General features: G+C 66.0%; 23 protein-coding genes. 10 read left to right on the plus strand and 13 right to left on the minus strand.

Going from position 1 to position 26,246, the window contains the following annotated elements; translation table 11 throughout:
• Positions 1-12 precede the first annotated feature (12 nt).
• Positions 13-1,065, minus strand: coding sequence for an ABC transporter substrate-binding protein (locus OGL92_RS07725; protein WP_263142385.1), 1,053 nt, complete (start codon positions 1,063-1,065; stop codon positions 13-15).
• Positions 1,066-1,164: 99 nt separating this feature from the next.
• Here OGL92_RS07725 and OGL92_RS07730 point away from each other — a divergent pair, with 99 nt between their 5' ends.
• Positions 1,165-2,292, plus strand: coding sequence for a GlxA family transcriptional regulator (locus tag OGL92_RS07730; protein ID WP_263142387.1), 1,128 nt, complete (start codon positions 1,165-1,167; stop codon positions 2,290-2,292).
• A 17-nt stretch (positions 2,293-2,309) separates the two neighbouring features.
• Here the strand turns inward: OGL92_RS07730 and OGL92_RS07735 are convergent, their stop codons facing one another.
• Genes OGL92_RS07735 through OGL92_RS07750 form a run of 4 tightly spaced genes read right to left on the minus strand, consistent with a single transcriptional unit; the run spans position 2,310 to position 6,849 of the window.
• Positions 2,310-2,888, minus strand: a complete 579-nt coding sequence (locus OGL92_RS07735) for a cob(I)yrinic acid a,c-diamide adenosyltransferase (RefSeq protein ID WP_263142389.1) — start codon at positions 2,886-2,888, stop codon at positions 2,310-2,312.
• The gene (locus OGL92_RS07740) at positions 2,888-4,903 is read right to left on the minus strand and encodes an ATP-binding protein (RefSeq protein WP_263142585.1); all 2,016 of its coding nucleotides are present in this window, start codon (positions 4,901-4,903) and stop codon (positions 2,888-2,890) included. The genes OGL92_RS07735 and OGL92_RS07740 overlap by 1 nt, the downstream gene beginning before the upstream one ends.
• Positions 4,904-4,949: 46 nt before the next feature.
• Positions 4,950-5,861: a putative 2-dehydropantoate 2-reductase gene (locus OGL92_RS07745; protein WP_263142390.1), complete on the minus strand. Its 912-nt coding sequence runs from the start codon at positions 5,859-5,861 to the stop codon at positions 4,950-4,952.
• 25 nt (positions 5,862-5,886) lie between these two features.
• Positions 5,887-6,849: a response regulator gene (locus OGL92_RS07750; RefSeq protein ID WP_263142394.1), complete on the minus strand. Its 963-nt coding sequence runs from the start codon at positions 6,847-6,849 to the stop codon at positions 5,887-5,889.
• Between the two features lie 145 nt (positions 6,850-6,994).
• On the opposite strand from OGL92_RS07750, the gene OGL92_RS07755 reads away from it, so the two are divergent.
• Together OGL92_RS07755 and OGL92_RS07760 are read left to right on the plus strand one after the other, a co-directional pair.
• Positions 6,995-7,474, plus strand: a complete 480-nt coding sequence (locus OGL92_RS07755) for a YajQ family cyclic di-GMP-binding protein (protein ID WP_263142400.1) — start codon at positions 6,995-6,997, stop codon at positions 7,472-7,474.
• Between the two features lie 82 nt (positions 7,475-7,556).
• Positions 7,557-8,420, plus strand: a complete 864-nt coding sequence (locus tag OGL92_RS07760) for a mechanosensitive ion channel family protein (RefSeq protein WP_263142401.1) — start codon at positions 7,557-7,559, stop codon at positions 8,418-8,420.
• A gap of 16 nt (positions 8,421-8,436) precedes the next feature.
• Here the strand turns inward: OGL92_RS07760 and OGL92_RS07765 are convergent, their stop codons facing one another.
• Complete coding sequence (locus OGL92_RS07765; RefSeq protein ID WP_263142402.1) at positions 8,437-10,002, minus strand: AmpG family muropeptide MFS transporter; 1,566 nt, start codon at positions 10,000-10,002, stop codon at positions 8,437-8,439.
• Positions 10,003-10,049: 47 nt separating this feature from the next.
• Positions 10,050-10,445, minus strand: a complete 396-nt coding sequence (locus tag OGL92_RS07770; protein ID WP_263142404.1) for an MGMT family protein — start codon at positions 10,443-10,445, stop codon at positions 10,050-10,052.
• A 189-nt stretch (positions 10,446-10,634) separates the two neighbouring features.
• Here OGL92_RS07770 and OGL92_RS07775 point away from each other — a divergent pair, with 189 nt between their 5' ends.
• Entirely contained in the window at positions 10,635-11,651 is a 1,017-nt protein-coding gene (locus tag OGL92_RS07775; RefSeq protein ID WP_263142406.1) for a DUF481 domain-containing protein, read from the plus strand.
• A gap of 209 nt (positions 11,652-11,860) precedes the next feature.
• Here OGL92_RS07775 and OGL92_RS07780 read toward each other — a convergent pair whose 3' ends face one another.
• Entirely contained in the window at positions 11,861-12,619 is a 759-nt protein-coding gene (locus OGL92_RS07780; RefSeq protein WP_263142408.1) for an SDR family oxidoreductase, read from the minus strand.
• Between the two features lie 102 nt (positions 12,620-12,721).
• On the opposite strand from OGL92_RS07780, the gene OGL92_RS07785 reads away from it, so the two are divergent.
• From OGL92_RS07785 to OGL92_RS07810, 6 genes are all read left to right on the plus strand, one after another.
• A complete protein-coding gene (locus tag OGL92_RS07785; protein WP_263142409.1) occupies positions 12,722-13,441 on the plus strand; it encodes a DUF2470 domain-containing protein in 720 nt (239 codons plus the stop codon).
• A 159-nt stretch (positions 13,442-13,600) separates the two neighbouring features.
• Positions 13,601-14,065, plus strand: coding sequence for an FxsA family protein (locus OGL92_RS07790; RefSeq protein WP_263142411.1), 465 nt, complete (start codon positions 13,601-13,603; stop codon positions 14,063-14,065).
• A 279-nt stretch (positions 14,066-14,344) separates the two neighbouring features.
• Positions 14,345-14,638 carry a co-chaperone GroES gene (locus OGL92_RS07795; protein WP_263142412.1) on the plus strand — a complete coding sequence of 98 codons (294 nt, stop codon included), beginning with the start codon at positions 14,345-14,347 and terminating at the stop codon, positions 14,636-14,638.
• A 46-nt stretch (positions 14,639-14,684) separates the two neighbouring features.
• Complete coding sequence (gene groL, locus OGL92_RS07800; RefSeq protein WP_263142413.1) at positions 14,685-16,325, plus strand: chaperonin GroEL; 1,641 nt, start codon at positions 14,685-14,687, stop codon at positions 16,323-16,325.
• Between the two features lie 497 nt (positions 16,326-16,822).
• On the plus strand, positions 16,823-17,545 hold the full coding sequence (locus tag OGL92_RS07805) for a lipopolysaccharide kinase InaA family protein (protein WP_263142415.1): 723 nt from the start codon (positions 16,823-16,825) through the stop codon (positions 17,543-17,545).
• Positions 17,542-17,769, plus strand: a complete 228-nt coding sequence (locus OGL92_RS07810; RefSeq protein ID WP_263142420.1) for a hypothetical protein — start codon at positions 17,542-17,544, stop codon at positions 17,767-17,769. The genes OGL92_RS07805 and OGL92_RS07810 overlap by 4 nt, the downstream gene beginning before the upstream one ends.
• A 115-nt stretch (positions 17,770-17,884) precedes the next feature.
• On the opposite strand, the gene OGL92_RS07815 is transcribed toward OGL92_RS07810, so the two are convergent.
• From OGL92_RS07815 to OGL92_RS07835, 5 genes are all read right to left on the minus strand, one after another.
• Complete coding sequence (locus OGL92_RS07815) at positions 17,885-20,941, minus strand: multidrug efflux RND transporter permease subunit (protein ID WP_263142425.1); 3,057 nt, start codon at positions 20,939-20,941, stop codon at positions 17,885-17,887.
• 24 nt (positions 20,942-20,965) lie between these two features.
• Positions 20,966-22,117: an efflux RND transporter periplasmic adaptor subunit gene (locus tag OGL92_RS07820; RefSeq protein WP_263142426.1), complete on the minus strand. Its 1,152-nt coding sequence runs from the start codon at positions 22,115-22,117 to the stop codon at positions 20,966-20,968.
• A 220-nt stretch (positions 22,118-22,337) separates the two neighbouring features.
• Positions 22,338-23,969 (minus strand): methyl-accepting chemotaxis protein, encoded by a 1,632-nt coding sequence (locus tag OGL92_RS07825; protein ID WP_263142428.1) that lies wholly within the window; start codon positions 23,967-23,969, stop codon positions 22,338-22,340.
• Positions 23,970-24,041: 72 nt separating this feature from the next.
• Positions 24,042-25,136: a DUF1513 domain-containing protein gene (locus tag OGL92_RS07830; protein ID WP_263142429.1), complete on the minus strand. Its 1,095-nt coding sequence runs from the start codon at positions 25,134-25,136 to the stop codon at positions 24,042-24,044.
• Between the two features lie 40 nt (positions 25,137-25,176).
• Positions 25,177-26,241 (minus strand): imelysin family protein, encoded by a 1,065-nt coding sequence (locus OGL92_RS07835; protein ID WP_263142431.1) that lies wholly within the window; start codon positions 26,239-26,241, stop codon positions 25,177-25,179.
• Positions 26,242-26,246 lie beyond the last annotated feature (5 nt).

Consider the following 26,246-nt stretch of genomic DNA (forward strand, 5'->3'; position numbering starts at 1 on the left):
CTCGTCGTGGGTTCAGCGGGCGACCTTGCGGTTCCATTCGTCGGTGACCGCCGCGCGTCGGGCATTGATGGTGCCCCAATCGAGCATGCGCAGGTCGGCGAGGGAACCCCGTGTGCCCCAGGGCAGCTTGGCGGCCACCGCCGGTGCGACCTGGACCCCCTTCACCGCGGGGCCGAGGTACAGCTTTTCGGCCAGGCAGGCGGACGCTTCGCGGGTCAGCGCGGTGTCGATGAAACGCTGCCCGGCCGCTTTGTTCGGCGCGCCCTTGATCAGGTGCAGCCGCGCGTCGGTGGCCCAGGCACCCTCCTTGGGCACCACGAAGCCGATGGGCAGGCCCTTGTCGATCAGGTCCCAGGCGCCGACGTTGAAGTGCGCGCCGATGATCGCCTCGCCGCTCTGGAAGGCATTGCTCGCCGCGCCGGAGCTGTCGTAGTAGGACGAGGTATCCAGCTTCGCCAGGTGCTCCAGCAGCGGCGACAGGTCGGCGGAGTCGATGCCGCGGACCTGCGCGAGGAAGAACAGGAAGGGTACCCCGGCCGAGTTGGCCGGCGAAGGCAGGGTCACGGCGCCGGCATAGGCGGGTTTCCACAGGTCGTCCCAACTGGTCGGCGGCTGGGTGATTTCGTGGGTGTTGTAGGTCAGCCCGAGGGAGTAGTAGCCGCTGCTCACCGCGAAGACATGCTCCCCGGCGCGGTACAGGCCTTGCGGGACGACATCGGCCAGATGCGGGATGGCATTGGGGTCCAGGGCATCGAGTACCCCGGCCTGCTCGGCCAGTTCGCTGATCCCGCCGTCCATCCAGGCCACGTCGATGCCCGGCTTGGCCCGTTGTTGCTGGAGCTTGGCGAGGGTGGTGGTGGAGGTGCCGATTTCCGTGACCACCTTGACCCCGGTGGCGCGGGTGAAGGGCTGCGCGACGCAACTGACGAACGCATCGCCCCAGTTGCCGCCGTAGAGGGCGACGGTCAGGGATTTTTCCTCGGCCGTCGCCGCCTGCGCACACACGCCGCTTACCGCGGTTGCCAGGAGAGCCGCCTTGAACTGGAGTGTCGTTCCGAATTTCATGTCGTGCCTCGCGCCGGGTCAATGTCAACGGCATCGATCTTGCACCAAGCCAGGCGACGGGGCTTGCACCACGAGGTCACCAACTTGAACGATCGAGTCATGCCGATGCCTTCGCAGGACGACGAAGCGATCCGGGGAAGGGCTGTCCCGAGCGCGGGCACGCCGGCGCCGACATGTCCGGAGCGACCGCCGCGCCTGACCCTGGGCCTGGTGCTGCTGGATCGCTTCACCCTGGCCGCGTTCTCCGGCTTCGTCGATGTGCTCAGGCTGGCCGCCGACATCGGCGGCGGCAGTCGCCAACTGGAGATCACCTGGCGGGTGATGAGCGCCGACGGGCTGCCGCGCACTTCCAGCGCCGGCCTGACCCTCGATGTCACCGAAGGCCTCAGCGAGGACATCGGTGCCTTCGACTACCTGGCCGTCTGCGGCGGCAACGATTACCTGAGCCCGCTGCCGGAGTCCCTGCGTACCTGGCTGCGCCGGGTGGCGGCGAGCCGTACCCGCCTGCTCGGCATCTGCACCGGCACCTTCGCGCTGGCCGAGGCCGGGGTGGTGGGGACGCGCACCGTCTGCGTGCACTGGAACGTGCTGGATGCCTTCCATGGGCGGTTTCCGAAGACCCGCGCGGCGGTCGACCATCTGTTCATCGACGAGGGCGACCTGATCACCTGCGCCGGTTCGACCGCCGCCATCGATCTGGCGCTGTACTTGGTGGCGCGCCATTGCGGGCGCGACCGGGCGCAGCGGGCGGTGCGCCACATGATGCTGCAGGGCATGCGCCCCGGCGAGCTGCCGCAGGCACACTTCTACGCCGACCTCGGCGCGATCAAGGACGACCGGGTGCGCCAGGCCGCCCACTACATCGAGCAACGTATCGACAGCCTGCCCTCGCTGGACGCGGTGGCACGTTACGTGGGCCTGGGGCGGCGGCAACTGGCGCGGGCCTTCCACCAGGCGCTGGGCATCTCGCCCATGGAGTTCACCCGTACCTTGCGGCTGGAGTACGGTAGCTGGCTGCTGCTCAACGGCAGCGGCAGCATCACCCAGGTCGCGCTGGATTGCGGTTTCGCCGACGGCGCGCATTTCTCCCGGGAGTTCCGCGCGCGCTACGGCCTGTCGCCGCGGCAGTACCAGCGCCGGAGCAATCCGCTCGAAGCCGCAGGCGAGGCCGAGCCGCCGCCGTGGGCGACCCCGGCGGTACGCGACCCGGTGCCCCGCTGGGGTTGAGCGGCTGCCGGCGCGCGTCAGTCGCCGAGCTTGGGCGCGGCCTGCCAGAGCACTTCGGCCACCCCTTGGCGCCGGGCGACCAGGCGGGCGGCCACGAACAGCAGGTCGGAGAGGCGGTTGAGGTAGGCGAGGGTCACCGCGCGCAGGGGTTCTTCGCCGTTCAGGCTCTGGCAGCGGCGCTCGGCGCTGCGGGCCAGGCTGCGGCAGACGTGGGTCTGCGCGATCAACCGCGAACCGCCGGGCAGGATGAAGTTTTCCAGCGGCCCGAGCTCGTCGTTCCAGCGGTCGATGGCGGCCTCCAGGCGCGTCACTTCCTCCGTCTGGAGGGCCTGGTAATCCGGCATCGCCAGTTCGCCGCCCAGGTCGAACAGGCGGTGCTGGCAGGGCCCCAGCACCTCCAGCGGTTCGGCCAGGCCTGGCCAGCGCGAGCGTTGCTCGGCGAGTTCGGCCAGCAACAGGCCGAGCTGGCTGTTCAGGCTGTCCACTTCGCCGATGGCTTCGATGCGCGGATGATCCTTGGCCACCCGGCCGTTGGCCAGGCCGGTTTCGCCACGGTCGCCGGTGCGGGTGTAGATCTTCGAGAGTCGGTTGCCCATCAGCTCGGGGTTCCTTCGGGGGCGGTGGTCAGCGGCAGGCGCAGGGTGAAACAGGTGCCCTGGCCCGGTTTCGACTGCACTTCCATCTGCCCTTTATGGTTGTTGGTGACGATGAAGTAGGAAACCGACAGGCCCAGGCCGGTGCCCTGGCCGACTTCCTTGGTGGTGAAGAAGGGTTCGAAGATGCGCTTGCGCACGTTCTCCGGCATGCCGCCGCCGTTGTCTTCCACCTGGATTTCCGCCCAGGGCGGGTTGAGCCGGGTACGCAGGTCGATGCGCCCCTCGATGTCGTCCTCGCGCTGGTGGATCGCCTGGGCGGCGTTCTTCAGCAGGTTGAGCAGGACCTGTTCCAGCTCGTTGGCGGTGGCCGGCACCGGGCCGAGCCGGGGGTCGAAATCGCGGACGATGGCGATGCTCTTGAAGTCGAAGCCCTCGGTCAGGTCGAAATCGTTGCCGGCGATGTCGACGGCCTGGTCGATCAGCACCGGCAACTGGCAGGGCGCCAGCTGGCGGGTGCTCATCCGGCTGAACGACAGCATGTGGCTGACGATCTTCGCCGCCCGCGCGCCGGCCTGCTGGATGCCGTCCAGCAAGCGCGGGACCTCACGGGCCTCGAGGTAGCTGCGCACCCGCTCGAGGCGCACGCCGGTGAGTTCCGCCTGCTCCAGGTTCTTTTCCAGCTCCGGCGAGAGGCGCCGGCGGATGTTCTGCACGTTGTGCAGGATGGCGCCGAGGGGGTTGTTGATCTCATGGGCCATGCCCGCCGCCAGCCCGCCGACCGAGAGCATCTTTTCCGACTGCACCATGAGTTCTTCCATGGACAGGCGTTGGGTGATGTCGTCGATCCGGATCACCACGCCGCGACCGCCGCCGCCCATCAGCGGGTAGAAGGTCAGCGCGTAGTGGCGCGGCTCGCCGTCCTTGGGCCAGGTGACCCGTTCGATCTTTTCCACCACGTGCTGGTCGGCGGTGTGCTTGATCTGGGCGTGGAACGGTTTCAGCGAAGGGAAGGCGAGGAACACCGGCTGGTTCAGCGCGTCGTCCAGGGAGGTCCCGGAGAGGGCGCTGGCTTCCTGGTTCCACTGGGTGACGAAGAGCTGTTCGTCCAGGGCGATCAGCGCCGACGGCATCGAGTCGATGATGCTGTTGAGGTAGTTCTGGAAACCGGTGAGTTTCTTCTCGATCTTGCTGCGGACCTGCACCTCCAGCTCCAGCTTGCGGTTCGAGTGGCGGGTTTCCTCGGCCAGGCTCTGGGCCTGGTCGGAGGCCTCCTGGGCGTCGTCGCGGGCGCGCTTGAGCTGTTGTTCGCGGGCCTCGATGCGGCTGAGCATGGTGTTGAAGGCGTCCGCCAGGCTGCCGATTTCGTCCTGGTTGCCGCGGGAGGCCCGCAGCGAGTAGTTCTCCTCGCGGGTGACCTGCCGGGAGAGCTCTTCCAGGTTGCGGATCGGCCGCGTCACCAGGCGGCGGATCTGCCGCGCCACCAGCAGCCAGAGCAGGACGCTGAAGGCGAGGATCACCAGGCTGGCGGTGAGGGTGCCGGTGTAGAACACCCCGGGCAATTCGCTGGACGCCACCAGCAGCAGGTGACCGGGCGGCTTGTCCGGCTGCGGCAGCTCGATCAGTTGATTGGCGCGGAATTCGCTGTGGCGCCAGTTATCCAGTTCGTCCAGATGCTCCGGCAATTCCAGGCTGTGGCCGCGATGCAACTGCGCCAGGGACTGGCCGCTGCCATCGTAGAGGGCCGCCGCGCGCAGCGGGGCGTAGGTGTCCAGGCGCTTGAGCACTTCCTCGGCGGCGGCCGGCGAAGCCAGGGCCTGCTGGCTCAGGGGCGGGCTGGCGATCAGCCGGCCGAGGGTCTGCAAGGCCTGGGGCGCCATGCTTTCCTGGGAAATCCAGTAGGCGGCGCAGATGAACGCGGTGTTGGCCACCAGCAGCACCGTGGTGAGCAGCGCGAGCAACGCCGCCAGCAGTTTCTGGCCGACCGGCAGGTTATCGAGGCTGCGACGCAGACGGATCACGGGTAGGCCCGATCGAGGGAGGAGCGGGCAGGGTAGCGCGGGGTCAGTCCAGCGGCAATCCGCGTCGTTCCAGGTGCGCCCGCAGCCGTCGTTGCAGCGCCTGCAACCGCGGCAGGGCGAGCCCACGTCGCGCCGCGGCGGCGCAGGCATGGCCGAGCAGGTAGGCGATTTCGGTGCGCCGGCCGCGGGCGACATCCTGATGCATGGAGGAGAAGTTGCCGGCGGTGGCCTCGATCACCCGCGTCACTTCGTCCCGCAGGTCGAGTGCCGCCTCGGTCCTGCCGCAGGCTTCGAGCAAGCGGCCCAGTTCGGCGCAGAGGTCGGCGATTTCCTCGGCGTGTCCGGCCAGCGCGCCGTTGCGGCAGTCGTAGAGCACGCTGAGCGGATTGATCGCGCAGTTCAGCGCCAGCTTGCGCCACAACCGCGAGAGGATGTCCGCGCTCCAGCCATGGGGGATGGCGGCGGCCTGGAGGTCGGCGAGCCAGGCCGGCGGCGTTGGATCGCGCGGGTCGCCCAGCCAGGTGAACCCCGCGCCGGCGAATACCACACGGAAATCCCCGTCGCGGAAGGCGCCTTCGGTGCTGGAGGCGAGGATGCAGCGCGAGGAGGCCAGGCGCGCGGCCACCGCGTCCTGGCTACCGAGACCGTTCTGCAACAGCACCACGTCGCTGTGCCCACCCAGGCGCGGCGCCAGGGCGGCGGCCGCTGCCTCGGCATCGTACGCCTTGCAGGCCAGCAGCAGACGAGGGATCGCCGCGGGGTGCTGCGGGGTTTCCGCCGGGATCGGGTAACGCCGGGCGACGCCGTCCTCCACCAGGGTCAGGCCGCCCTGCGCGCGGTAGGCGGCGAGGCGTTGCGCGTCGCGCAGGATCAGCCGCACCGGCAGGCCGGCGCGGGCCAGGCGCGCGGCCCAGAGCCCGCCCAGGCTACCGGCGCCGAGGATGTGCCAGGTCATCGCGAGGAGCCTTGCGCGCGGCCGCTCATGGCAGCGGCAGGCGCATGGCGGCGACCCGCCCGCTGCCATAGGAGTCCGGCAGCAGGGCGCCGGCATGGCGGATCAGGTCATCGACCTCCACCGGCAGCGCGCGCGTGTCCAGGCCCACCAGGCTGATCCCGGCCTTCAGGCTGATGAAGCCCTCGCTGGTCTTGAAGGCCTTCAGGTTGAGCCCCTCGTGCAGGCGCTTGAAGCTGCTCGGCGAGCACTCGTGGAGGTCTTCGAGCAGGGTGATCAGGCCGAAGTGGTCGTTGTCCAGGCGAGTCAGCACGTCCAGGGGGCGCACCAGTTGTTGCAGGCGCCTGGCCACGCTATGCAGCAGCTCGTTGTAGAAACGCTCGCCGTACTGCTGGCGCAATTGCGCGGCCTCCTGCAAGCCGATCAGCAGGTAGCACAGCGCGCCGCCCCGGGACTCGACCTGGCGCAGGCTGTCGGCGAGTTTCTGGCGCAGGTAGCGCGGATTGCCCAGCCCGGTCAGCGGATCCACCAGGTTGCGCCGTTCCAGGCTGGCGATGTTCTGGGTCAACAGGCGCTTTTCCTGCAACAGGCGTTGCAGGGTGTTGCACAGCCGGTCGGCGGCGAACACCCGTGGCACCAACTGCTCGCTCATCGCCGCCTTGCTGATGAAGTCGTCGACGCCGTTGTCGAAGGCCTCGCTGAGGACGTTCTCGCCTTCCTTGCCGGTGAGCAGGATGACGTAGGTGTAGTGATCGGCGGTTTCATCCAGCTGGCGTACCTGCCCGGTGAGCTCCAAGCCGTCTATTTCCGGCATCAGCCAATCCGCCAGGAGCACGCTGGCCGGGCGCTGCTCGATCAGGCGCAACGCTTCCATGGCGCTGTTGGCGAAGCGTACATCCTGGTAACCGGCCTGGCTCAGGGCTCGTCCGATCATGGCGCTGGAGAATTTGGCGTCGTCCACCACCAGGATGCTGAGTTGGGGATTGGGCATTGAGGGGACTCGTAGGAGGGAGGTAGCCGGTACATGGCCGGGCAGTGTTTATAACTGCGGTTATATAATGACTGCGCATTTTAATCGTCAAGCCAGGCGCAGCCCATCGGTGATGCCGCTGCCGCCGTCTATCTGGAGAGAGTCCATGCCCTCGTTCGACGTGGTGTCCGAACTGGACAAGCACGAAGTCACCAACGCCATCGATAATGCGCTCAAGGAACTGGAGCGTCGCTACGATCTTCGCGGCAAGGGTACCTTCGAATACAAGGATAAGACCGTCACCCTGACCGCCGATGCCGATTTCCAGCTCGAGCAAATGATCGAGATCCTCCGCCTCAGCCTGGTCAAGCGCAAGATCGACCCGCAGTGCCTGGAGCTCAAGGACCCCTACGCCTCGGGCAAGGTGGTCAAGCAGGAAGCCATTCTCCGCGAAGGTATCGAGAAGGAGCTGGCGAAGAAAATCGTCGCGCTGATCAAGGATGCCAAGCTGAAGGTTCAGGCGGCGATCCAGGGCGAGCAGGTGCGCATCACCGGCAAGAAACGCGACGACCTGCAGGAGGCCATCGCCTTGCTGCGCACCCAGGAGCTGGGGATGCCGCTGCAATACATCAACTTCCGCGACTGAGCGACACGCATCCCTGACCGGGAACCTCCGGGGTCAAGCGGGCGTCGCACTTCCTATGCGCTCATACCCATAGGAGGACGTCATGGAAATCAACGCGGAAATCGACAAGCTGGTCCGGCTCTCCGAAGCCTGGCTGCCGTTGCTCATGGAGTACGGCGGCCGGCTGTTGCTGGCGGTGGCCACGCTGCTGGTCGGCTGGTGGCTGGTCAACCGGCTGACCGTCAAGCTTTCCGCCTTGCTCGCCTTCCGGCACGCCGATCCGGCTTTGCAGACCTTCATCGGCAGCCTGTCGAACATCGTTCTGAAGGTGCTGCTGATCCTCAGCGTCGCCTCGATGATCGGCGTCGAGACCACCTCCTTCATCGCGGCCATCGGCGCCGCCGGCCTGGCCATCGGCCTGGCCCTGCAAGGCAGCCTGGCGAATTTCGCCGGCGGCGTGCTGATCTTGTTGTTCCGGCCCTTCCGCATCGGCGACTGGATCGAGGCCCAGGGCGTGAGCGGCACGGTGGACAGCATCCAGATCTTCCATACCGTGTTGCGCACCGGCGACAACAAGACCGTGATCGTGCCCAACGGTAACCTGTCCAACGGCATCATCACCAACACCTCGCGGCAAGCCACGCGCCAGGTGGTGTTCGACGTCAAGGTGGCCTACGACTCCGATCTGTCCCGCGCGCGCCAGGTGCTGATGGACATGGCCGAGGACCCGCGGGTGCTCAAGGAGCCGGCGCCGGTGGCGGTGGTGGCGGGGCTCGGCGAGAACGCGATCACCCTCTCGCTGCGCCTGTGGACATCCAATAGCGACTACTGGCCGGTGACCTTCCGCTTCAACGAGGAGATTCGCGACCGCCTGCGGGCCGCGGGCGTGGACATCGCCCTGCCGAACCGCATCGTCAAGCTGATCCAGAGCGATGCCGCGGAAACTCACCAGGGCGAGCCGGCCTAGACGGCCGGTGCCTCGCTCAGTCGGCGCGTTCGACGGCCGGAGTGTCCGGGACCGGAGTGTCCGCCGGCGTCTCCAGGGGATGCCGGCGCTGGCGGCTCCACTGCAGGGCGATCAGGATCAGGGTGGGGACGCCGAGGAGCGCGGTGAAGACGAAGAACTGCTCGTAGCCGAGCTTTTCCACCATGGCGCCGGAGTAGCCGCCGATCAGGCGCGGCAGCAGCAGCATGATCGAGCTGAGCAGCGCGTACTGGGTGGCGGAGAACTTGAGGTTGGTCAGGCTGGACAGGTAGGCGACGAACGCCGAGGTGGCCATGCCCGAGCTGAAGTTGTCGCAGGAGATGGTCAGCATCAGCATGTTCAGATGCGCGCCCATCCCGGCCAGCACGGCGAACATCAGGTTGGTCGCGGCCGAGGCGACGCCGCCGATAAACAGGATCGGCAGGATGCCGAAGCGGACGATCAGCAGGCCGCCGACGCCGGCGCCGGCGAGGGTCATGATCAGCCCGAACACCTTGCTGACGCTGGCGATCTGGTCCTTGGCGAAGCCGAGGTCGATGTAGAAGACGTTGGCCATCACTCCCATCACCGTATCCGACATCCGATAGGTGGCGATCAGGCCCAGCATCAGCAGGGCGTGCCAACGGTAACGCAGGATAAAGTCGTTGATCGGGGTGAGGACCGGCGCCAGGCTGCGACGCCCGAGGCTCGACAGGCAGAAGCCGGTGAGGATCGCGTAGAGCAAGGCGCGCAGGAAGGCGCGGTCTTCGGTGATCAGGATCGACGGGTCGTTGCCTTCGAACAGCGCGGCGTGGAAATCGGTGTTGTACAGCTGGGTGAACAGCGCCGGCACCGAGACCAGCAGCACGATCAGCACGAACACCGACATCAATTGCCGCCACAGCCCGAAGCGCGCCGCGGCGCGCTGGGTACGCAGCGGCACCGGCGGTTCGCGCATCAGCAGGCAGGTGATCAGCGCCGGCACCATCATCAGGGCGAAGATCAGGTAGGTGCTGGCCCAGGCGCCATGCTTGTAGACGTGGTCGGTGGAGCCGAACCAGTCGGCGAAGTACAGGGCGCCCGCGGTGGCCAGCAAGGCGGCCACCCGATAGCCGGCCATGTAGCTGGCGGCAAGGGCGGCCTGGCGGCTGTCGTCGACGATTTCCAGGCGGTAGGCATCCACCGCGATGTCCTGGGTGGCGGAGGCGAAGGCCACCACCACGGCGATGGCGATCAGCCAGGACAGGTGTTGCTGGGGGTCGCACAAGGCCATGCCGATCAGCCCGAGCGCCACCATGATCTGCGACAGCACCAGCCAGGAGCGTCGCCGACCGAGCGTGCCGAGCAACGGCAGGCGCCATTGGTCGAGAAGCGGCGACCACACCCATTTGAAGGCGTAGGCGAGGCCGATCAGGCTGGCGTAGCCGATCGCCTGGTGGGACACCCCCGCTTCGCGCAGCCACACCGACAGGGTGGAAAACACCAGCATGTAGGGCATGCCGGCGGCGAACCCCAGGAGCAGCAGGACCAGCGTGGCGGGGCTGGCGTAGGCGGCCAGGGCGGCGCGCCAGGTACTATGAGGCATGGGGCGTGAAAGTCCGGGAAAACACGGTGCTGAACGAAGCGCGCACTCTAACCGCTGGGCGGCATGGGATGCCAGCCGTGGCGACGCATGTCCACCCGATCGTTTCGGATGGTCACCCCTTCGGCACGCAATCGCGCCCTTTGTTCAGCCCCGGATGCGCTGCCGGCGCCCAGGCTGAGCCGTCCGCCGGCGCCGAGCACCCGATGCCAGGGCAGCACGGTGCCCTCGGGCAGTTGGGACAGCGTGCGGCCGACCCAGCGGGCCGCGCGACCCAACCCGGCCAGGGCGGCGAGTTGCCCATAGCTGATCACCTGGCCCGCCGGGACCTGCGCGAGGGTCAGATAAAGCGCTTCCCGGCGCGCCTCGGCGCTGTCCGGCGGCGAGGCCGCCCAACTGTCCGGTTGGGGAGGGGGCGTGCGACTGCTCACACCGGTATCTCTCATGCGTTTCGAACGGGCTGGCCGAGGCAACACGACGCCCGGCGTGATTTTTTCGGGTGAAAAATCTGCGCGAGGTTGGATACGGGCGGATTTTTCGTGGAACTCGGCTTTTCTCCGACGGTCAGTCGTTGCTCTGTCGCCGGGCATGCGGATAATGCCCGGTTTTTCGCGAACCTGGGGCGTATATCGCTTATGTTGTCCAGAACTCTGTTGTGCGTGTCCATCGCATCCGTTTCCTCTCCGCTGTTGGCCGATACCGTCTGGATGAAGAACGGCGATCGCCTCACCGGCACCATCCAAGTCTTCGACGGCGGCAAGCTGGTCCTGAAAACCGAGTACGGCGGCTCCATCCCGCTGGACTGGAAGAAGATCGCCACCCTGGAAAGCAAGCACGACCTGCTGGTTCGCCAGGAAAGCGAGCGCGACCTTAACGGCCAACTGGTACAGAAGATGCAGCCCGCCGACCCCGGCAAGGTGACGGTTTCCACCGGCACCGAGGCGCCGAAGACCGTCGAGCTGGCGAGTATCGAGCAGATCCTCACGCCCAAGCCGCTGATCCAAGACCTCGTGTGGAAGGGTGACATCGACGTGTCCCTCGACTACAAGCGCGCCGAGAAGGATACCGACGACTACGACGTCGACTTCAAGACCTCCGCCCGCCATGGTCTCTGGCGTCATAACGGCAAGGGCGAATACAACCGCGAATTCCAGGACGACGTGAAGACCACCGATAACTGGAGCGCCGAATACGCCCTCGACCGTTTCCTCGACGAACACTGGTTCTGGCAGGGCAGGGCGGAATACAAGACCGACAAGATCGAGGAATTGCGCCGCCAGCGCACCCTGGGTACCGGTCCTGGCTACCAGTTCTGGGATAACGAGCTGGGGGCGTTCTCGCTCACCACACTGCTCAATCGCACCGACCACGAGTACGAGTCCGGCAACAAGGAAAACTTCTACGCCCTCGGCGTGAAGTGGGACTACAACCGCTACCTGATCGGCAAGGCCTTCGAGCTGTTCACCAACGGCGAAGTGGGCAAGCCCCTGGGCAACGTCGCCGACTACACCCTGGATGCCGAGCTCGGCCTGCGCTACAAGGTCACCGAGTGGGCTTCGCTGAACATGAAGGCCGAGAAGGATTTGGTCAGCGGTGCCGAGGGCGACTTGGATGAGACCCGCTACAGCGTCGGTTTCGGCGTCGGCTGGTAAGGCCGTTCGCCGGGCAGGGCACGGGTTTTCGCCGTGCCCGATGGGCGGTGTGCGCTCGGCGTCTCCGCCACGGTGGGAAACAGGCCGCGTTCGTGGCCGTTCTCAGCGGCGCGGTAGATACCGTCGCCTGATCGGCGGTTCTTCGAGCCTTCTCCGCCTTTCCCCGTTTCCCGTGGACCGGATCCTCGATCCGGTCCGTTTGCCCTCGGTTACAGGCGCAGGCCGCCGTCCAGCTCCAGGATACGACCGGTGTAGTAGTCGTTCTCCAGGATGTAGGCCACCGAGTGGGCGATTTCCACCGGTTTGCCCATGCGCTTGAGAGGAATGCCGGCGGTCATTTTCTCCAGGGCTTCCGGTTTCATGCTGCCGGTCATCTCGGTTTCGATGAAACCGGGCGCGACCCCTGCCACGCGGATGCCGTAGCGCGCCAGTTCCTTGGCCCAGACCACGGTGTCGGCGGCGACGCCCGCCTTGGCGGCCGAATAGTTGGCCTGGCCGACGTTGCCGGCGCGGGAAATCGAGGAAATGTTGACGATGGCGCCTTCGTTCTTCAGCTCGATCATCTTGGCCGCCACTTCGCGGGTGCAGAGGAACACCCCGGTCAGGTTGACGTCGATCACCGCCTGCCATTGCGCCAGGCTCATCTTGCTCATTTCGCCGTCCTTCACCTTAATGGTGAGGCCGTCGCGCAGGATACCGGCGTTGTTCACCAGGCCATTGATAGCGCCGAAATCATCTGCCACCTGGGCGACCATCTGGGTGACCTGCTCTTCGTCGGCGACGTTGCACAGGTAGGCCCGCGCCTCTCCGCCGGCCGCCTTGCAGGCGGCGACCGCCGCCTCGAGTTTCTCCGCGTTCAGGTCGACCAGCGCCAGGCGCGCGCCCTTGGCCGCGAGGTATTCGCCCATGGCGCGGCCGAGACCCTGGCAGCCGCCAGTGACGATGATGACTTTGTCTTTGAGTTGCATGGCAATCCCCTCGTAGGTTGTTGCGAGCGTGTTCCTCGCCGGCGTTAAACCGTTATGCTGAGCGCCTGTCCGTTGCGCCGGATCTTGCGAGGAGTCTTGAAGGTGAGTGATAAAGCGGCCCAGCATGCCCGAGAATTACTGCTCAAGGAATACCAGGGGGTGCTCTCCACCCATTCCAAAGCCATGCCCGGCTTCCCCTTCGGTTCGGTGGTTCCCTACTGCCTGGACGGCGCGGGACGCCCGCTGATCCTCATCAGCCGGATCGCCCAGCACACCCATAACCTGCAGAAGGACTCCAAGTGTTCGCTGCTGGTGGGCGAGCGCGGCGCGGACGACGTGCAGGCCGCCGGGCGCCTGACCCTGCTCGCCGAAGCACGCGTCCTGGACGAGGCCGACACGGCGGCCGCTGCCGCTCACTACTACCGCTACTTTCCCCATGCCCGCGACTACCACCTGACCCACGACTTCGACTTCTGGGTGCTCGAACCGGTGCGCGGCCGCTACATCGGCGGGTTCGGCGAAATCCACTGGATCAACCAGCTGGCCCTGGTCAATCCGTTCTTCGGCGAGCGGGGTTCGAGCATGCTCGAACATATGAACGCCGATCATGCGAAGGCCATCGCCCACTATGTCGAGCTGGCGGGGCTGTCCGGCGAAGGCGCTGCCGAGATGGTCGGCCTCGACAGCGAAGGGTTCCACCTGCGCCTCGGACGGACACTGCATTGGCTGCCCTTTCCGCGGCCCTGTGGCGACCCCGGCGCGGTGCGGCAGGCGCTGGTGGAGCTGGCCCATGCGACGCAATGGCCGGCGCGCGAGGCCTGACGCATATCCTGTAACAGTGTCGCTGTCGACGTGCGGGCCGCGCAGCCACTGGGTTGCGCCGCCCATTCGCCCGGCCTCGCGAGGGGCTCGGTTGAATTTCGGGGCGGTCGCAGGCATCTAGAAGCAATCGGAAGCCGTCCTTCCGCCAAGGAATCCTCCATGCGTGTGTTCGTCGTGTTGTTCTTGCTGTTTCCGCTGCTCGAGCTGGCGGTTTTGATCAAAGTGGGCAGCATGATCGGTGTCCTGGCGACGCTGTTCCTGGTGATCGGAACCGCGGTGCTCGGCAGCCTGTTGTTGCGCGCGGCCGGTGTCTCTACCGCGTGGCGCGCCCGCGAGCGGCTGAGTCGCGGCGAGCTGCCGGAGCAGGAAATGCTCGAGGGATTGTTGATGGCCGTCGGCGGCGGCCTGTTGATCCTGCCGGGTTTCATCAGCGACCTGCTCGGTCTGTTTTGCCTGATCCCCTTCACCCGGCGGATGCTGATCCGCACCTTGCGTCGCCGCGTCGAGGCCCAGGTGATGCGTAGCCGCGCCTTCGCCGAGGATCTCGCCGCGCGCCAGGGTGCTCCGCGTCACGACGCCTCGGGACCTCGCGTCATCGAAGGCGAATACCAGCGTCGCGACTAGCCCGCACCGGGGTTTCGCCCCGGGCCCGGAGGCTTTCGCGGGCGTCCGGGTCGCCCTCGAGCCCGCCGGACGCCGCCCGCTTTTCGTTAAAAATTTTCACCCCAACCCTTGAAATGCATTCCAGCGCCCTTATGTAGCGGTCACCGCAAGGTCGCTGTCGTTGCACGACAGTCCGTCTTCTGCGGCTCGCTCAGCGGGCCGCAACCGGCAACGCCGGATTTGCTAACCCGCCGGTGTCATCGCCGGCCGTTGAAAAACACTAATTGGGAGAGATCGACAATGAAGCTTCGTCCTCTGCATGACCGCGTCGTGATCCGTCGCAGCGAAGAAGAAACCAAGACCGCGGGCGGTATCGTGCTGCCGGGTTCCGCTGCCGAAAAGCCGAACCGTGGCGAAATCGTCGCGGTAGGCACTGGTCGCGTCCTGGACAACGGCGAAGTCCGTGCCCTCGCGGTGAAGGTCGGTGACAAGGTGGTGTTCGGGCCCTATTCCGGCAGCAACACCGTCAAGGTCGATGGCGAAGACCTGCTGGTGATGGGCGAGAGCGAAATCCTCGCCGTCATCGAAGCCTGATTCCCGCGACTCTCGTATAACCATCCAGAATTGAGGAACAACCACAATGGCTGCTAAAGAAGTCAAATTCGGCGATTCCGCTCGGAAGAAAATGCTGGTCGGCGTCAACATCCTGGCCGACGCGGTCAAGGCGACCCTGGGCCCGAAAGGCCGCAACGTGGTGCTGGACAAGAGCTTCGGCGCCCCGGCCATCACCAAGGACGGCGTTTCCGTCGCTAAGGAAATCGAGCTCAAAGACAAGTTCGAGAACATGGGCGCGCAACTGGTGAAAGACGTGGCCTCCAAGGCCAACGACGCTGCCGGTGACGGCACCACCACCGCGACCGTCCTGGCCCAGGCCATCGTCAACGAAGGCCTGAAGGCCGTCGCTGCCGGCATGAACCCGATGGACCTGAAGCGCGGCATCGACAAGGCGACCATCGCCATCGTCGCCGAGCTGAAGAACCTGGCCAAGCCGTGCACCGATTCCAAGGCCATCGCCCAGGTCGGCACCATCTCCGCCAACGCGGACGAGTCCATCGGCCAGATCATTGCCGAAGCCATGGAAAAAGTCGGTAAGGAAGGTGTGATCACCGTCGAGGAAGGTTCGGGTCTGGAGAACGAACTGTCCGTCGTCGAAGGCATGCAGTTCGACCGCGGCTACCTGTCCCCTTACTTCATCAACAAGCCGGACACCATGGTCGCCGAGCTGGACAGCCCGCTGATCCTGCTGGTCGACAAGAAGATATCCAACATCCGCGAAATGCTGCCGGTGCTGGAAGCCGTCGCCAAAGCCGGCCGTCCGCTGCTGATCGTCGCCGAAGACGTCGAGGGCGAAGCCCTGGCCACCCTGGTGGTGAACAACATGCGCGGTATCGTCAAGGTCGCGGCCGTCAAGGCTCCGGGCTTCGGCGATCGTCGCAAGGCCATGCTGCAGGACATCGCCATCCTCACCGGCGGTACCGTGATCAGCGAAGAAGTCGGCCTGAGCCTGGAAAGCACCACCCTGGAGCACCTGGGTAACGCTAAGCGCGTCGTGCTGAACAAGGAAAACACCACCGTCATCGACGGTGCCGGCCAGCAAGCCGACATCGAGTCGCGCGTCGCGCAGATTCGCAAGCAAGTGGACGACACCACCTCCGACTACGACCGTGAGAAGCTGCAAGAGCGCCTGGCCAAACTGGCTGGCGGCGTTGCGGTGATCAAGGTCGGTGCCGGCACCGAAGTCGAAATGAAAGAGAAGAAAGCCCGCGTCGAAGACGCCCTGCACGCGACCCGCGCCGCGGTGGAAGAAGGCGTGGTGCCTGGCGGCGGTGTCGCCCTGGTGCGTGCCCTGCAAGCCATCGAAGGCCTGAAAGGCGACAACGAAGACCAGAACGTCGGCATCGCGTTGCTGCGCCGTGCGGTCGAGTCCCCGCTGCGCCAGATCGTCGCCAACGCCGGCGGCGAGCCGAGCGTGGTGGTCGACAAGGTCAAGCAGGGTTCCGGCAACTTCGGCTTCAACGCTGCCACCGACGTCTACGGCGACATGATCGAGATGGGCATCCTCGACCCGGCCAAGGTAACCCGTACTGCGCTGCAGGCGGCTACTTCGATCGGCAGTCTGATGATCACCACCGAAGCCATGATCGCCGACATTCCGGAAGACAAGGCCGCTCCGGCCATGCCGGACATGGGTGGTATGGGCGGCATGGGCGGCATGATGTAAGTCGCCCCACCCCCGATGAAGAGCCCCGCCTTGTGCGGGGCTTTTTTGTGGGCGCAGCAACCCTTCTTGGGCAGGCCATAGGGCCAGGCGAGCGTCCGCGCGCCGGGTACGCCATATCGCGCCGACAGGGATCGATCGATCGGGGTCGGCGCATGTGATGAAGGTCCGGGTGCGGACGCGCTTCAGGCTCGAATGGCCTCCGGCCCCGGCTGACGAGCAGCACCCACGTCGTGCATGCCGCCTGCTATGGTGCGTGCCGGTTTGGAACGAAAGAGAGCGTGCGAACGGAAGTGGGTACGGCCCTTGCATTCGCATTCGGCTTTCCACCCCCTGCGATCATCGAGAACCACTGCAACCGCACTGCATCGAGCACCGCGTATCGTCGCGCCTCGACGGGGTGCTGTGGCTGGGCGAGATCGTGACGGCGCCATGTAACCTCCGCACCCATTCGCGGTCCGAGGTTGGCGCATTTGAGAGCGACGAGACGGGAAGTACCTATGGCAGTGGTTGAACGGGCGTCTTCGCCGGCTTTGGAACAAGGGCAGTTCGAGGAGTGGTGGTCGCAGCAGGGGGACTGGGTCGAGCCGCCGAACCGGCGTCGCGGCGGCGAGAGCGGCGTGCAACGCTTGCAGCGTCCCGATGGCACCCTGGTGTATGCGAAGCGCCAGGTCGGGCACATCTATCGCAGCTTTCTGCATCCCTGGGGCCGCCCCACCGTATTGCGCGAACGCGCGGCTCTGAAAGGTTTGAGTGCACTGGGCGTGCGCGTGCCCCGGCTGATCTATTGCGGCTGCCATTGGGCGGGCGACCAGGGTTGGCGCGCGATGTTGATCAGCGAAGCCTTGGAGGGCTTCATCGACATCGTCAGCTGGTATGCCGCGGGTGGTCGCGAGCGATGCGGCGAGCAGGTGCACGACCGCCTCCTGAGCGAAATCGGCGCCACCCTGGCGCGGATGAACAAAGGCCGCTGGCAGCACGGATGCCTGTATGCCAAGCATGTGTTCGTCAAGGTGGGGGAGGGCACGGGTGACGAGGTGTCCGTCGAGGTCGCTCTGCTCGACCTGGAAAAGAGTCGCCGACGCCTCACCCGGCTTCAGGCGGCGCTGCACGACCTGCGGCAACTGCGGCGCCATTCGTCGTGGAGCGCGGTGGATTGGGAAAAACTCATCTACGGTTATCAGGCTACGTTCGGCAGCACTATCAAGGAGTTGCAGACATGAAGCTAGAAATCACTCGAATTCTCTGTCTGGCGGGCGCGATGGGGGTGGCTTCGCTGGCCGCCGCTGCCTGGCATGAGCCTTCGCCGCAGATCATCAGCGTGCAGAGCGAAGCGGGCTTCTGCCCCTTGCCGCCCATCCTGCGAAGCCACGCGCGGATGGAGCCGGACAGCGACTTGCTGCTGCTGATGTTCGGCCTTTCCCAGGGCTTCATTTCCCATAGCTGATCCCACTCCGCAGAGGCCACTTCTCTACCAAGCCTGGTAGCGGCGGCTGACTCGAGCGGTGCGGGGCTCGCAAAAAAAGGGCGCGCTTCCCCCAGGGGAAGCGCGCCCTTTCGTTTCAAGGCTGAGGTGCGGGAACCACCCTCGCCACGTGGACCTCGTCCTTGGCCAGCAGGGTGTAGACGCAAGGCAGCACGAACAGGGTGAACAGGGTCCCGATGGACATGCCCGTCGCGATCACCAGGCCGATGTCGAAACGGCTCACCGCACCGGCACCGGTGGCCAGGATCAACGGCACCATGCCGAACACCATCGCCGCGGTGGTCATCAGAACCGGGCGCAAACGGATCGACGCCGCTTCTTCCACTGCGTCCCGCGCGTTCAGGCCTTTCTCGCGCCGCAGTTGGTTGGCGAACTCGACGATCAGGATGCCGTGCTTGCTGATCAGGCCGATCAGCGTCACCAGGCCCACCTGGGTGTAGATGTTCATGCTCGACCAGCCGAGGAACAACGGCAGCAAGGCGCCACAGATCGACAGGGGCACGGTTACCAGGATCACCAAGGGATCGCGGAAGCTCTCGAATTGCGCGGCCAGCACCAGGAAGATGATCGCCAATGCCAGGGCGAAGGTCAGGTACAGGGCGCTGCCTTCCTGCACGTATTGCCGCGAGGCGCCGGCGTAGTCGAAGGCGAACCCGCGGGGCGACTCCTCTTCGGCGATCTGCCGCACGGTGTCGATCGCTTCGCCCATGCTGACGATGGGGAAGCCCTCGATGATCGCGGAGTTGAGCTGCTGGAACTGTTTCAGGCGGGTCGGGCGCGCGCTGTCGTGGACCTTGATCAGGGTCGACAGCGGCACCATCTCGCCATTTTCGCTGCGGGTGTAGTAACTGTTCAGCCAGCCCGGATTGTCCCGGTAGGCGCGCTCGACCTGGGCGATCACCTTGTAGCTGCGCCCTTCGATGGTGAAGCGGTTGATCTCGCCTTCGCCGAGCAACAACGCCAGGGTGCTGCCCAGGTCGCGCATGGACACGCCCATTTGCGCGGCCTTCTCGCGATCGATTTCCACCACCACCTCGGGCTTGTCGAAAGCCAGGTCGACGTTGAGGAAGGCGAACTTGCCGGAAGCCTGGGCGCGTTGTTTGATCCGCTCGGTCACCTGCAGCAGCGAGGCATAGTCGTTCGGGGTGTTGATCACGAACTGGAAGGGCAGGCCTTCGCCGGTGCCCGGCAACGAGGGCAGGTTGAAGCCGAAGATCTGCAGACCGGGAATCTGGTTCAGGCGCTCCTGCAACAGCGGCAGCAGCTCCATTTGCGAGCGGTCGCGCTCATCCCAGGGTTTCAGCAGGAAGCCGCCGATACCCGACTGCACGCCGTCGAACCCGTTGATCTGGAACGAGGAGTAGTACTCGGGGAACGCCTTGAAGATCTCCATGAATTCGCCGGTGTACTTGTTCAGGTACTCGAGGTTGGTCGGCTGCGGCGCCTTGGCCATCATGAACACGATCCCCTGGTCTTCGTCCGGGGCCAGTTCGTTCTTGGTGAACATCAGCAGCACCGGGATCAGGCACAGCACGATCAGGGCGAACACCAGCACCACCGGGCGGGTATTCAGGGTCCCGTGGAGCATGCGCTGGTAACGGCTCTTCAGGCGCTCGAAGAGGTGATCCAGCTTGTGCGCGAGGCCCGAGGGGTTCTCTTCGTGGCGCAGCAGGCGCGAGCACATCATCGGCGACAGGGTCAGGGCGACGATCCCGGAGATGATCACCGCGCCCGCCAGGGTCAGGGCGAACTCGCGGAACAACGCGCCGGTGAGGCCGGCGAGGAAGCCGATCGGGGCGTAGACCGCCGCCAGGGTGATGGTCATGGAGATCACCGGCACGGCGATCTCCCGGGCGCCTTCGATGGCGGCGTCGAAGGGGGTCTTGCCCTCCTCGATGTGCCGGTGGATGTTCTCCACCACGACGATGGCGTCGTCCACCACCAGGCCGATCGCCAGCACCATGGCCAGCAGGGTCAGCAGGTTGATCGAGTAGCCCATCAGCTGCATGAAGAACAGCACGCCGATCATCGACAGCGGGATGGTGATCACCGGGATCAGCACTGAGCGGAAGGCGCCGAGGAACAGGAACACCACCACGATCACGATCAGCACGGCTTCGCCGAGGGTCTTCACCACTTCGTCGATGGACGCCTGGATGAAGCGGGTGCCGTCGTAGGCGATGGATACCTTGAGGTCGGGCGGCAGTTGCGCCTCCAGCTCGGGCAGAATCGCCCGCACGTGCTTGATCACGTCCAGTGGGTTGGCGCTCGGCGTGCCCTTGATGCCGATGTACACCGAGGGGATGCCGTCGAACGAACTGATCGAGTTGTAGTTCTCGGCGCCCATTTCCACCCGGGCGATATCGCGGATCAACACCCGGCTGTCGCCCTGGGTCTTCACCGGGATGGCGGCGAAGGCCTCGGGGGATTTCAGGTCGGTGGTGGCGTTGATGCTGGTGACCACGTACTCGCCCTTCACCTCGCCGGCGGCGGAAAGGAAGTTGTAACGCTGCACCGCCTCGCTGACGTCGCTGGCGGTGACGCCATAGGCGCCCATCTTCACCGGGTCGAGCCACAGGCGCATGGCGAATACCTGGTTGCCGAGGATTTCCGCCTCGGCCATGCCCGGCAGCGTGGCCAGCTTCGGCTGGATGACCCGGGACAGGTAATCGGTGATCTGCGGGTTGGACAGCTTGTCGCTGTAGAAGCTGATGTACATCAGCGCCGTGGAGTCGGCGGCCTCCTTTTGCAGCACCGGGTCCTCGGCGTCCTGGGGCAACTGGTTCTTCACCTCGTTGGCCTTGGCCAGCAACTCGGTGAACAGGCGATCCGAGTTGGAGCCGATGCGCGCGTAGATCGAGATGATCGACAGGTTCTGCTGGCTCGACGAGGTCATGTAGTCGATGCCTTCGGCGCTCGCCAGGCTCTGTTGCAGCGGTTGGGTGATATAGCCCTGGATGGTCTCGGCGTTAGCCCCGGGGTAGGCGGTGGTCACCGTGATCAGGGCGTTTTCCATCTGTGGATACTGACGGATCACCAGGCTGCCGAACGCCTGGAAACCCAGCAGCACGATCAGCAGGCTGACCACGGTCGCCAGTACCGGGCGACGGATGAAAGGATCGGTAAAAGCCATGGTGAAATTCCTTTTGGCCGGCGGTCAACCCGCGCTGACCGGGGTTTCCTGAGCGGCCTGTCCGGGCTGTTCGGGGACGATGACGACGTGAGCGCCGTTATCCAGTTTCAACTGGCCCGAGGTGACGACGCGCTCGCCTTTTTGCAGGCCCTTGAGGATCACCACCTTGCCGTCGCGACGCTCGCCGGTCTCGACGAAGCGACGCTCCGCCACCAGTTGCGTTTCGCCTTTGTCGTCCTTCACCGGCTGGCCGTCTTCGCCTTTCTTCTCGTCGATCACGTAGACCGAGTTGCCGTAGAGGGTGTAGGTGATCGCGGTTTCCGGCAGCACCACCCGTTGCTGCATGTCCGGCAACAACACCTCCAGGTTGGCGAACATACCCGGCAGCAGCTGGTTTCCGGGGTTGTCCAGCAGCGCACGCACCTGCACGTTGCGCGTGGTGTTCTCCACCTTGGGGTTCAGCGCATTGATTTCGGCGACGAAGGTTTCATCGGGGTAGGCCGCCACCCTGACGTTCACCTTCTGCCCGATCGCCAGCTTGGGCACGCTCTGTTCCGGCAGGAAGAAGTCGACGTAGAGCTTGCTCAGGTCCTGCAGGGTGGCGATGGTGGTGGCCGAGGAGAGGTAGTCGCCGACATCCACGCGGCGAATGCCGATGGTGCCGGCGAAGGGCGCGAGGATGCGCTTTTTCGCCAGGGTCGCCTTCAACTGCGCGACGCTGGCGTTGCCCTTCTGCAGCTCCGCGGACAGTCGGTCGAACTCGCTCTTGGAGATGGTCTGGCGGTTGACCAGGTTGCGCCCGCGTTCGAACTCCAGGCGCGCCAGGCCCAGCTGGGCTTCCACCGTCGCCAGGCTGGCCTGCTCGACGTCGCTGTCCATCTGGATCAGCGGCTGGTTCTGAGCCACTTTCTCGCCGGACTTGAACAGCACGTCACGCACGGTGCCGCCGACCTCGACGGTGAGGTCCACGCCTTGATAGGCACGCAGGGTGCCGATCGCCGGCAGGCGGCTCTGCCAGGCCATGTCGTCGGCCGTTTGCGCGGATACGCTGATCGGCGGCTGGGGCGCGCTGAACACCTGGATCTGTTGGTAGAGGGTGAAACCTTTATAGGCGGCGAGGACGAGCACCACGAGGATGACGACGCCCAGCATGATCAGCATGCGGCGGAGCAACATATTCCGGTTCCTTGGCAAGGCAGATGGATAGCCTGGGGAATAGGCAGGGGGCGACACAGTATTCCTTCTCGTCGCATTCCGTCAAAGCGGCGCATTTGCAAAAGATTGCCGGGGAATGCCCAGCGGAGCCGGGCGTCCGGACGGTGTCGGGTCTTTCCAAGTAACGCGCCGCGAAAGCGGATATTCAGCGGCGCTTCGCCGGCAGCCGGGATGCCGGGGTTCAGGCGCGCAGGCGGCCGGACAGTTCGTTCAGGCCGCTCGACAGGCCATGCAGGTCGCGGCTGGCCGCCTGGGTCCGTTGCACGTGTTTTTCGTTGGTGGTGGCGATGGCGGTGATTTCGGTCAGGTTGCGGGAAATGTCCTCGGCCACGGAGGTCTGTTCCTCGGCCGCCGTGGCGATCTGGCGGTTCATGTCGCGGATCGCTTCCACCGCCGCGGTGATGCGTTGCAGCACGCTGCCGGCCTCCGTCACCTGGGTGACGCTCTCCTCGCTGCGCTGCTGGCCGCCGTCGATGGCGCGTACCGCATTGCCCGCGCCGCTCTGCACCGTATCGATGATCTGGTGGATTTCCGCGGTGGATTCCGCAGTGCGTTGCGCCAGGGTACGGACCTCGTCGGCGACCACGGCGAAGCCTCGGCCCTGTTCGCCGGCCCGGGCGGCCTCGATGGCCGCGTTGAGGGCGAGCAGGTTGGTCTGTTCGGCGATGCCGCGGATCACTTCCAGCACCTTGCCGATCCGGCCGCTGTCCTCCTCGAGGCGGCGGATCACCTGCGCGGTGTTGGTGATCTCGCTGCGCATGGCGGTGATGGTGGCGATGGTGGCGCGCATCACGGTTTCGCCCTGGCGTGCCGACTGGTCGGCCTCGTCGGCGGCGCGTGCCGCATCGGCCGCATGGCGAGCCACTTCCTGGGCGGTGGCGGACATTTCGTGCATGGCCGTCGCCACCTGATCGGTGCGGGAAAACTGCTCGCGGGTGCCCTCGGCCATCAGGCCGGCGATGGCGTTCAGCTCGCCGCTGGCGCCATCCAGGTTGGTGGTGCTGTGCTTCAGGCGCTCGAAGGTCGCCGCCAGAAAGTCGCGCAGGGTATTCGCCGCCGTGGCGAGGCTTCCCAGTTCGTCGCGCCGGGCAATGTCCATGCGCTGGCCGAAATCGCCCCGGCTGAGCGCCTCGATATGATCGATCAGGGTGCGGATCGGCTGGATCAGACGTCGATTGATCAGCCACAGGCTGGTCAGGCCGATCAACAGGCTGGAGGCCAGCATCACGCCGATGCCGACGACGATGGTGTCGTTGGCTCGCGCGCCGATGCTCTCCGCTTGCGCCTGTCCGTGCTGGTGCAACTGCCCTACCAGCGCCGTCATCTGTTCGCTGGTCGAGCGGTCGATGCCTTGCACGGCGGCGTCGCCCACCTGGGGATTGGCGTCGGCGGCCAGGAAGTCGGCCCGACCCTTGCGATACGCGGCGCCCAGGTTGCGGTGTTCGTCGCGGAGTTTTTCCGCCTGGGCCTTGAGGTCGCGCTCGCCCTGGGCGTTGGCCGAGTCGACCAGGCGGCCGAGGATGGCCTGCACCTTGGCCTCCTGGCTTTCGAACTGCCCCCAGTACTTGTTCAGGTTCGCCGGGTCCTTGCCGCGCAGCAGGACGTTCTTCCATTCCTGCACTTGCACCTTGAATTCCAAGTTGGCCTCGTCCACCAGTCGCGAGGCTTCCAGCGTGCCGTCGAGCAACCCACGGTAGGCGTGGATGCCATTGGATAGAAGCAGGAAGCAGGCGAGTGCGATCACCAGGATCAGGCTCAGGCTGCCGCCCAGTAAAGCCAGCAATTGGCTGCGAAGAGAGCGTTGCAGGAACATGATGCGCCTCGGCACGTCGGGAGGAGTCGTCAGTGTAGGCCAGCCGGCGGCGCCTCGGCGCGCCGCGCGGAGTCACGCCAGATGCAGATGGTTGTCCCAGAGTCCCGCCGGCAGTTCCAGGGGTTTGCCGAGGATCTCCGCGCGACGGCAATCGTACAGGCGGCAGCGGCCCTGGCCGGAGGTGACCACGAACCCGTTGGCGATCGCGCCGATCCCGGCACAGTCGGGCAAAGGCGCATCGAGCCGCAGTCGCTGGCTGTCCAGGTCCCAGATGAAGAAGCGATTGCCGCGCGGCGCGGTCACCGCCACCAGGCGCAGGGCATCGTGGATCGCCACGCTGGCGGTGTACTGGTTCATCGCCTGGCGTTGTGCCTCGGCGACCGGGAAGGGCTGGAAGGGCTGGCCCGGACGCTTGATCGCCAGCAGGTCGGCGCTGTCGGTCGATTCGCCCATGTACTGCTGGCAGGCGACGATGGTGCCGTCGCGGGCGATGGCCAGGTGCCGCACGCTGTTCATCGCCTGCGCCAGCGTTTCCTTGGAGATCAGCGCGCCGTCGCGGCGCAGCAGCACCAGGCTCGGCTCCATGGCGTGCAGGTTCATGTCGACCCGGCTCTCCGCCTCGGTGCGGATGCCGCCATTGGCCACCACCAGGGTTTCGCCATCGGGCATCCAGGATACCTGGTGCGGCCCCAGGCCATGGGTGGACAGCTCGCGCTCCCGGAGCAGGCGCTCGCCGTCGAAGCGGTACACGCCGAGGACGCCGCGACCGGGGTCGCGCAGGTCGTTCTCGGTGGCGTACAGCCATTCGCCGTCGCGGTGGAACACGCCGTGGCCGTAGAAGTGGCGGTCCGGCGGGGATTCCAGGGTTTGCAGCAGGCGCCCGTCGCGCAGGTCGAGCAGGTAGCTCTGGGTGCCGGGGCGCCGCGCGACGAACAACGCCAGGGGCTGGGCGGGATGTTCGACGATGTCGTGGCAGCGTTGTGCCACGGGCGTGGCGAACGCCTGGCTGCCGTCGAGGCGATAGCCTACGGCGTAGTGCTGGCCGTCGGCATCGTCGCGGGCGGACAGCAGCAGGGGTTTCGCGGTCTTGCGGCTCAACGTCCAGCCGCCCAGCGTCATCCCGCCGAGCAACAGGCTACCGAGACCGAGGAGATGTCGACGCAGCATGATGCGCTCCTGTTCGTTGGACGGGACTCGAGCCCTGGGCTCAGTCGCCGTCGTTGGCGTTGAAGCCGAGCTGGACGTTCAGGGCCCGCGCCAGTTCGCCTTCGTGCAGGCGGTGGACGACGTTGAGGCTGTCGTAGAAGGCGTTCAACTGCTTCAGGCCATCCTCGCTGGCGAGCAGGTCGGCCAGGGGCGGCTTGAGGGCGTCGAACTGCCGGCGCGATTCGCGATAGGCCGCGTCGATCTTGTCCGCCAGGGCTTTCTGGTCGTCGCCGAGCAGGGTACGCAACCCCTGTTTGTCGACGCCCTGCCAGAGGGTTTCGGCGCTGGCCAGGCTGGCGCCGATGGTGGCCAGCGAGGCCTGACTGCGCCAGGCCTCGGCCTGGTAGGGTTGGGGAATGCCCTTGCTCTGGCGGCCGAGCGGGGCGCCGAGCTTCTTCTTCAGGCTGTCCAGCGCGGTGACCTGCACCCGCAGCAGTTCGGCGATGGCTTCGTGGGAGTCGGCATAGCGCGGGTTGGGGAACTTGCTCAGTTGCTCGAGCATGCCGTCCTTGCTGTTCCAACTGCCGAGGATTTCCTCGGCGAGGTTCTTCTGGCGTTCGCCGATGGCTTCCAGCAGGGGGCAATAACGCGCCCGCTGGGCTTCGTCGGCCAGGTCGAGGGCACTGTCGAACAGGATGTATTCGTAGGCCGACAGGCCCTGCACCACCACGCTGGCCTTGGCCAAGGCGGCGACGTCGATCTGCGGCTGGGCCTTCACCAGTTGCTCGACCTGGCGGCCGACCAGGTTCTTCTTGTCCGGCCAGAACTGCACCTGCCAGGCGCGGTTGCCTTCCGCCAGCGGGCCCACCAGCAAGGGCTGCAACTCGGCCCAGGCCTTCTGCGCGGCGAGGAAGTCGGCGCGGGCCTTGTCCAGGTCGGCCTTGCCGGAGCAATACGCCAGTGCGCTGGCCGCCAGTTGGCGGTCGGCCTCGACCCAGCGGCTGTAGGTGGGCAGGATCACCTGCTTGGCCAGTGCCGCGGACGTCTGTGCCTGCGGGTCCTGCGGTGCGCAGGCGCCCAGGGCCAGGGCGGCGAGGCTGGTGAACAGCAGTTTCGGACGGAACATGCTTG

The sequence above is a fragment of the Pseudomonas sp. RIT-PI-AD genome (assembly GCF_025642785.1).
Taxonomy (GTDB): domain Bacteria; phylum Pseudomonadota; class Gammaproteobacteria; order Pseudomonadales; family Pseudomonadaceae; genus Pseudomonas_T.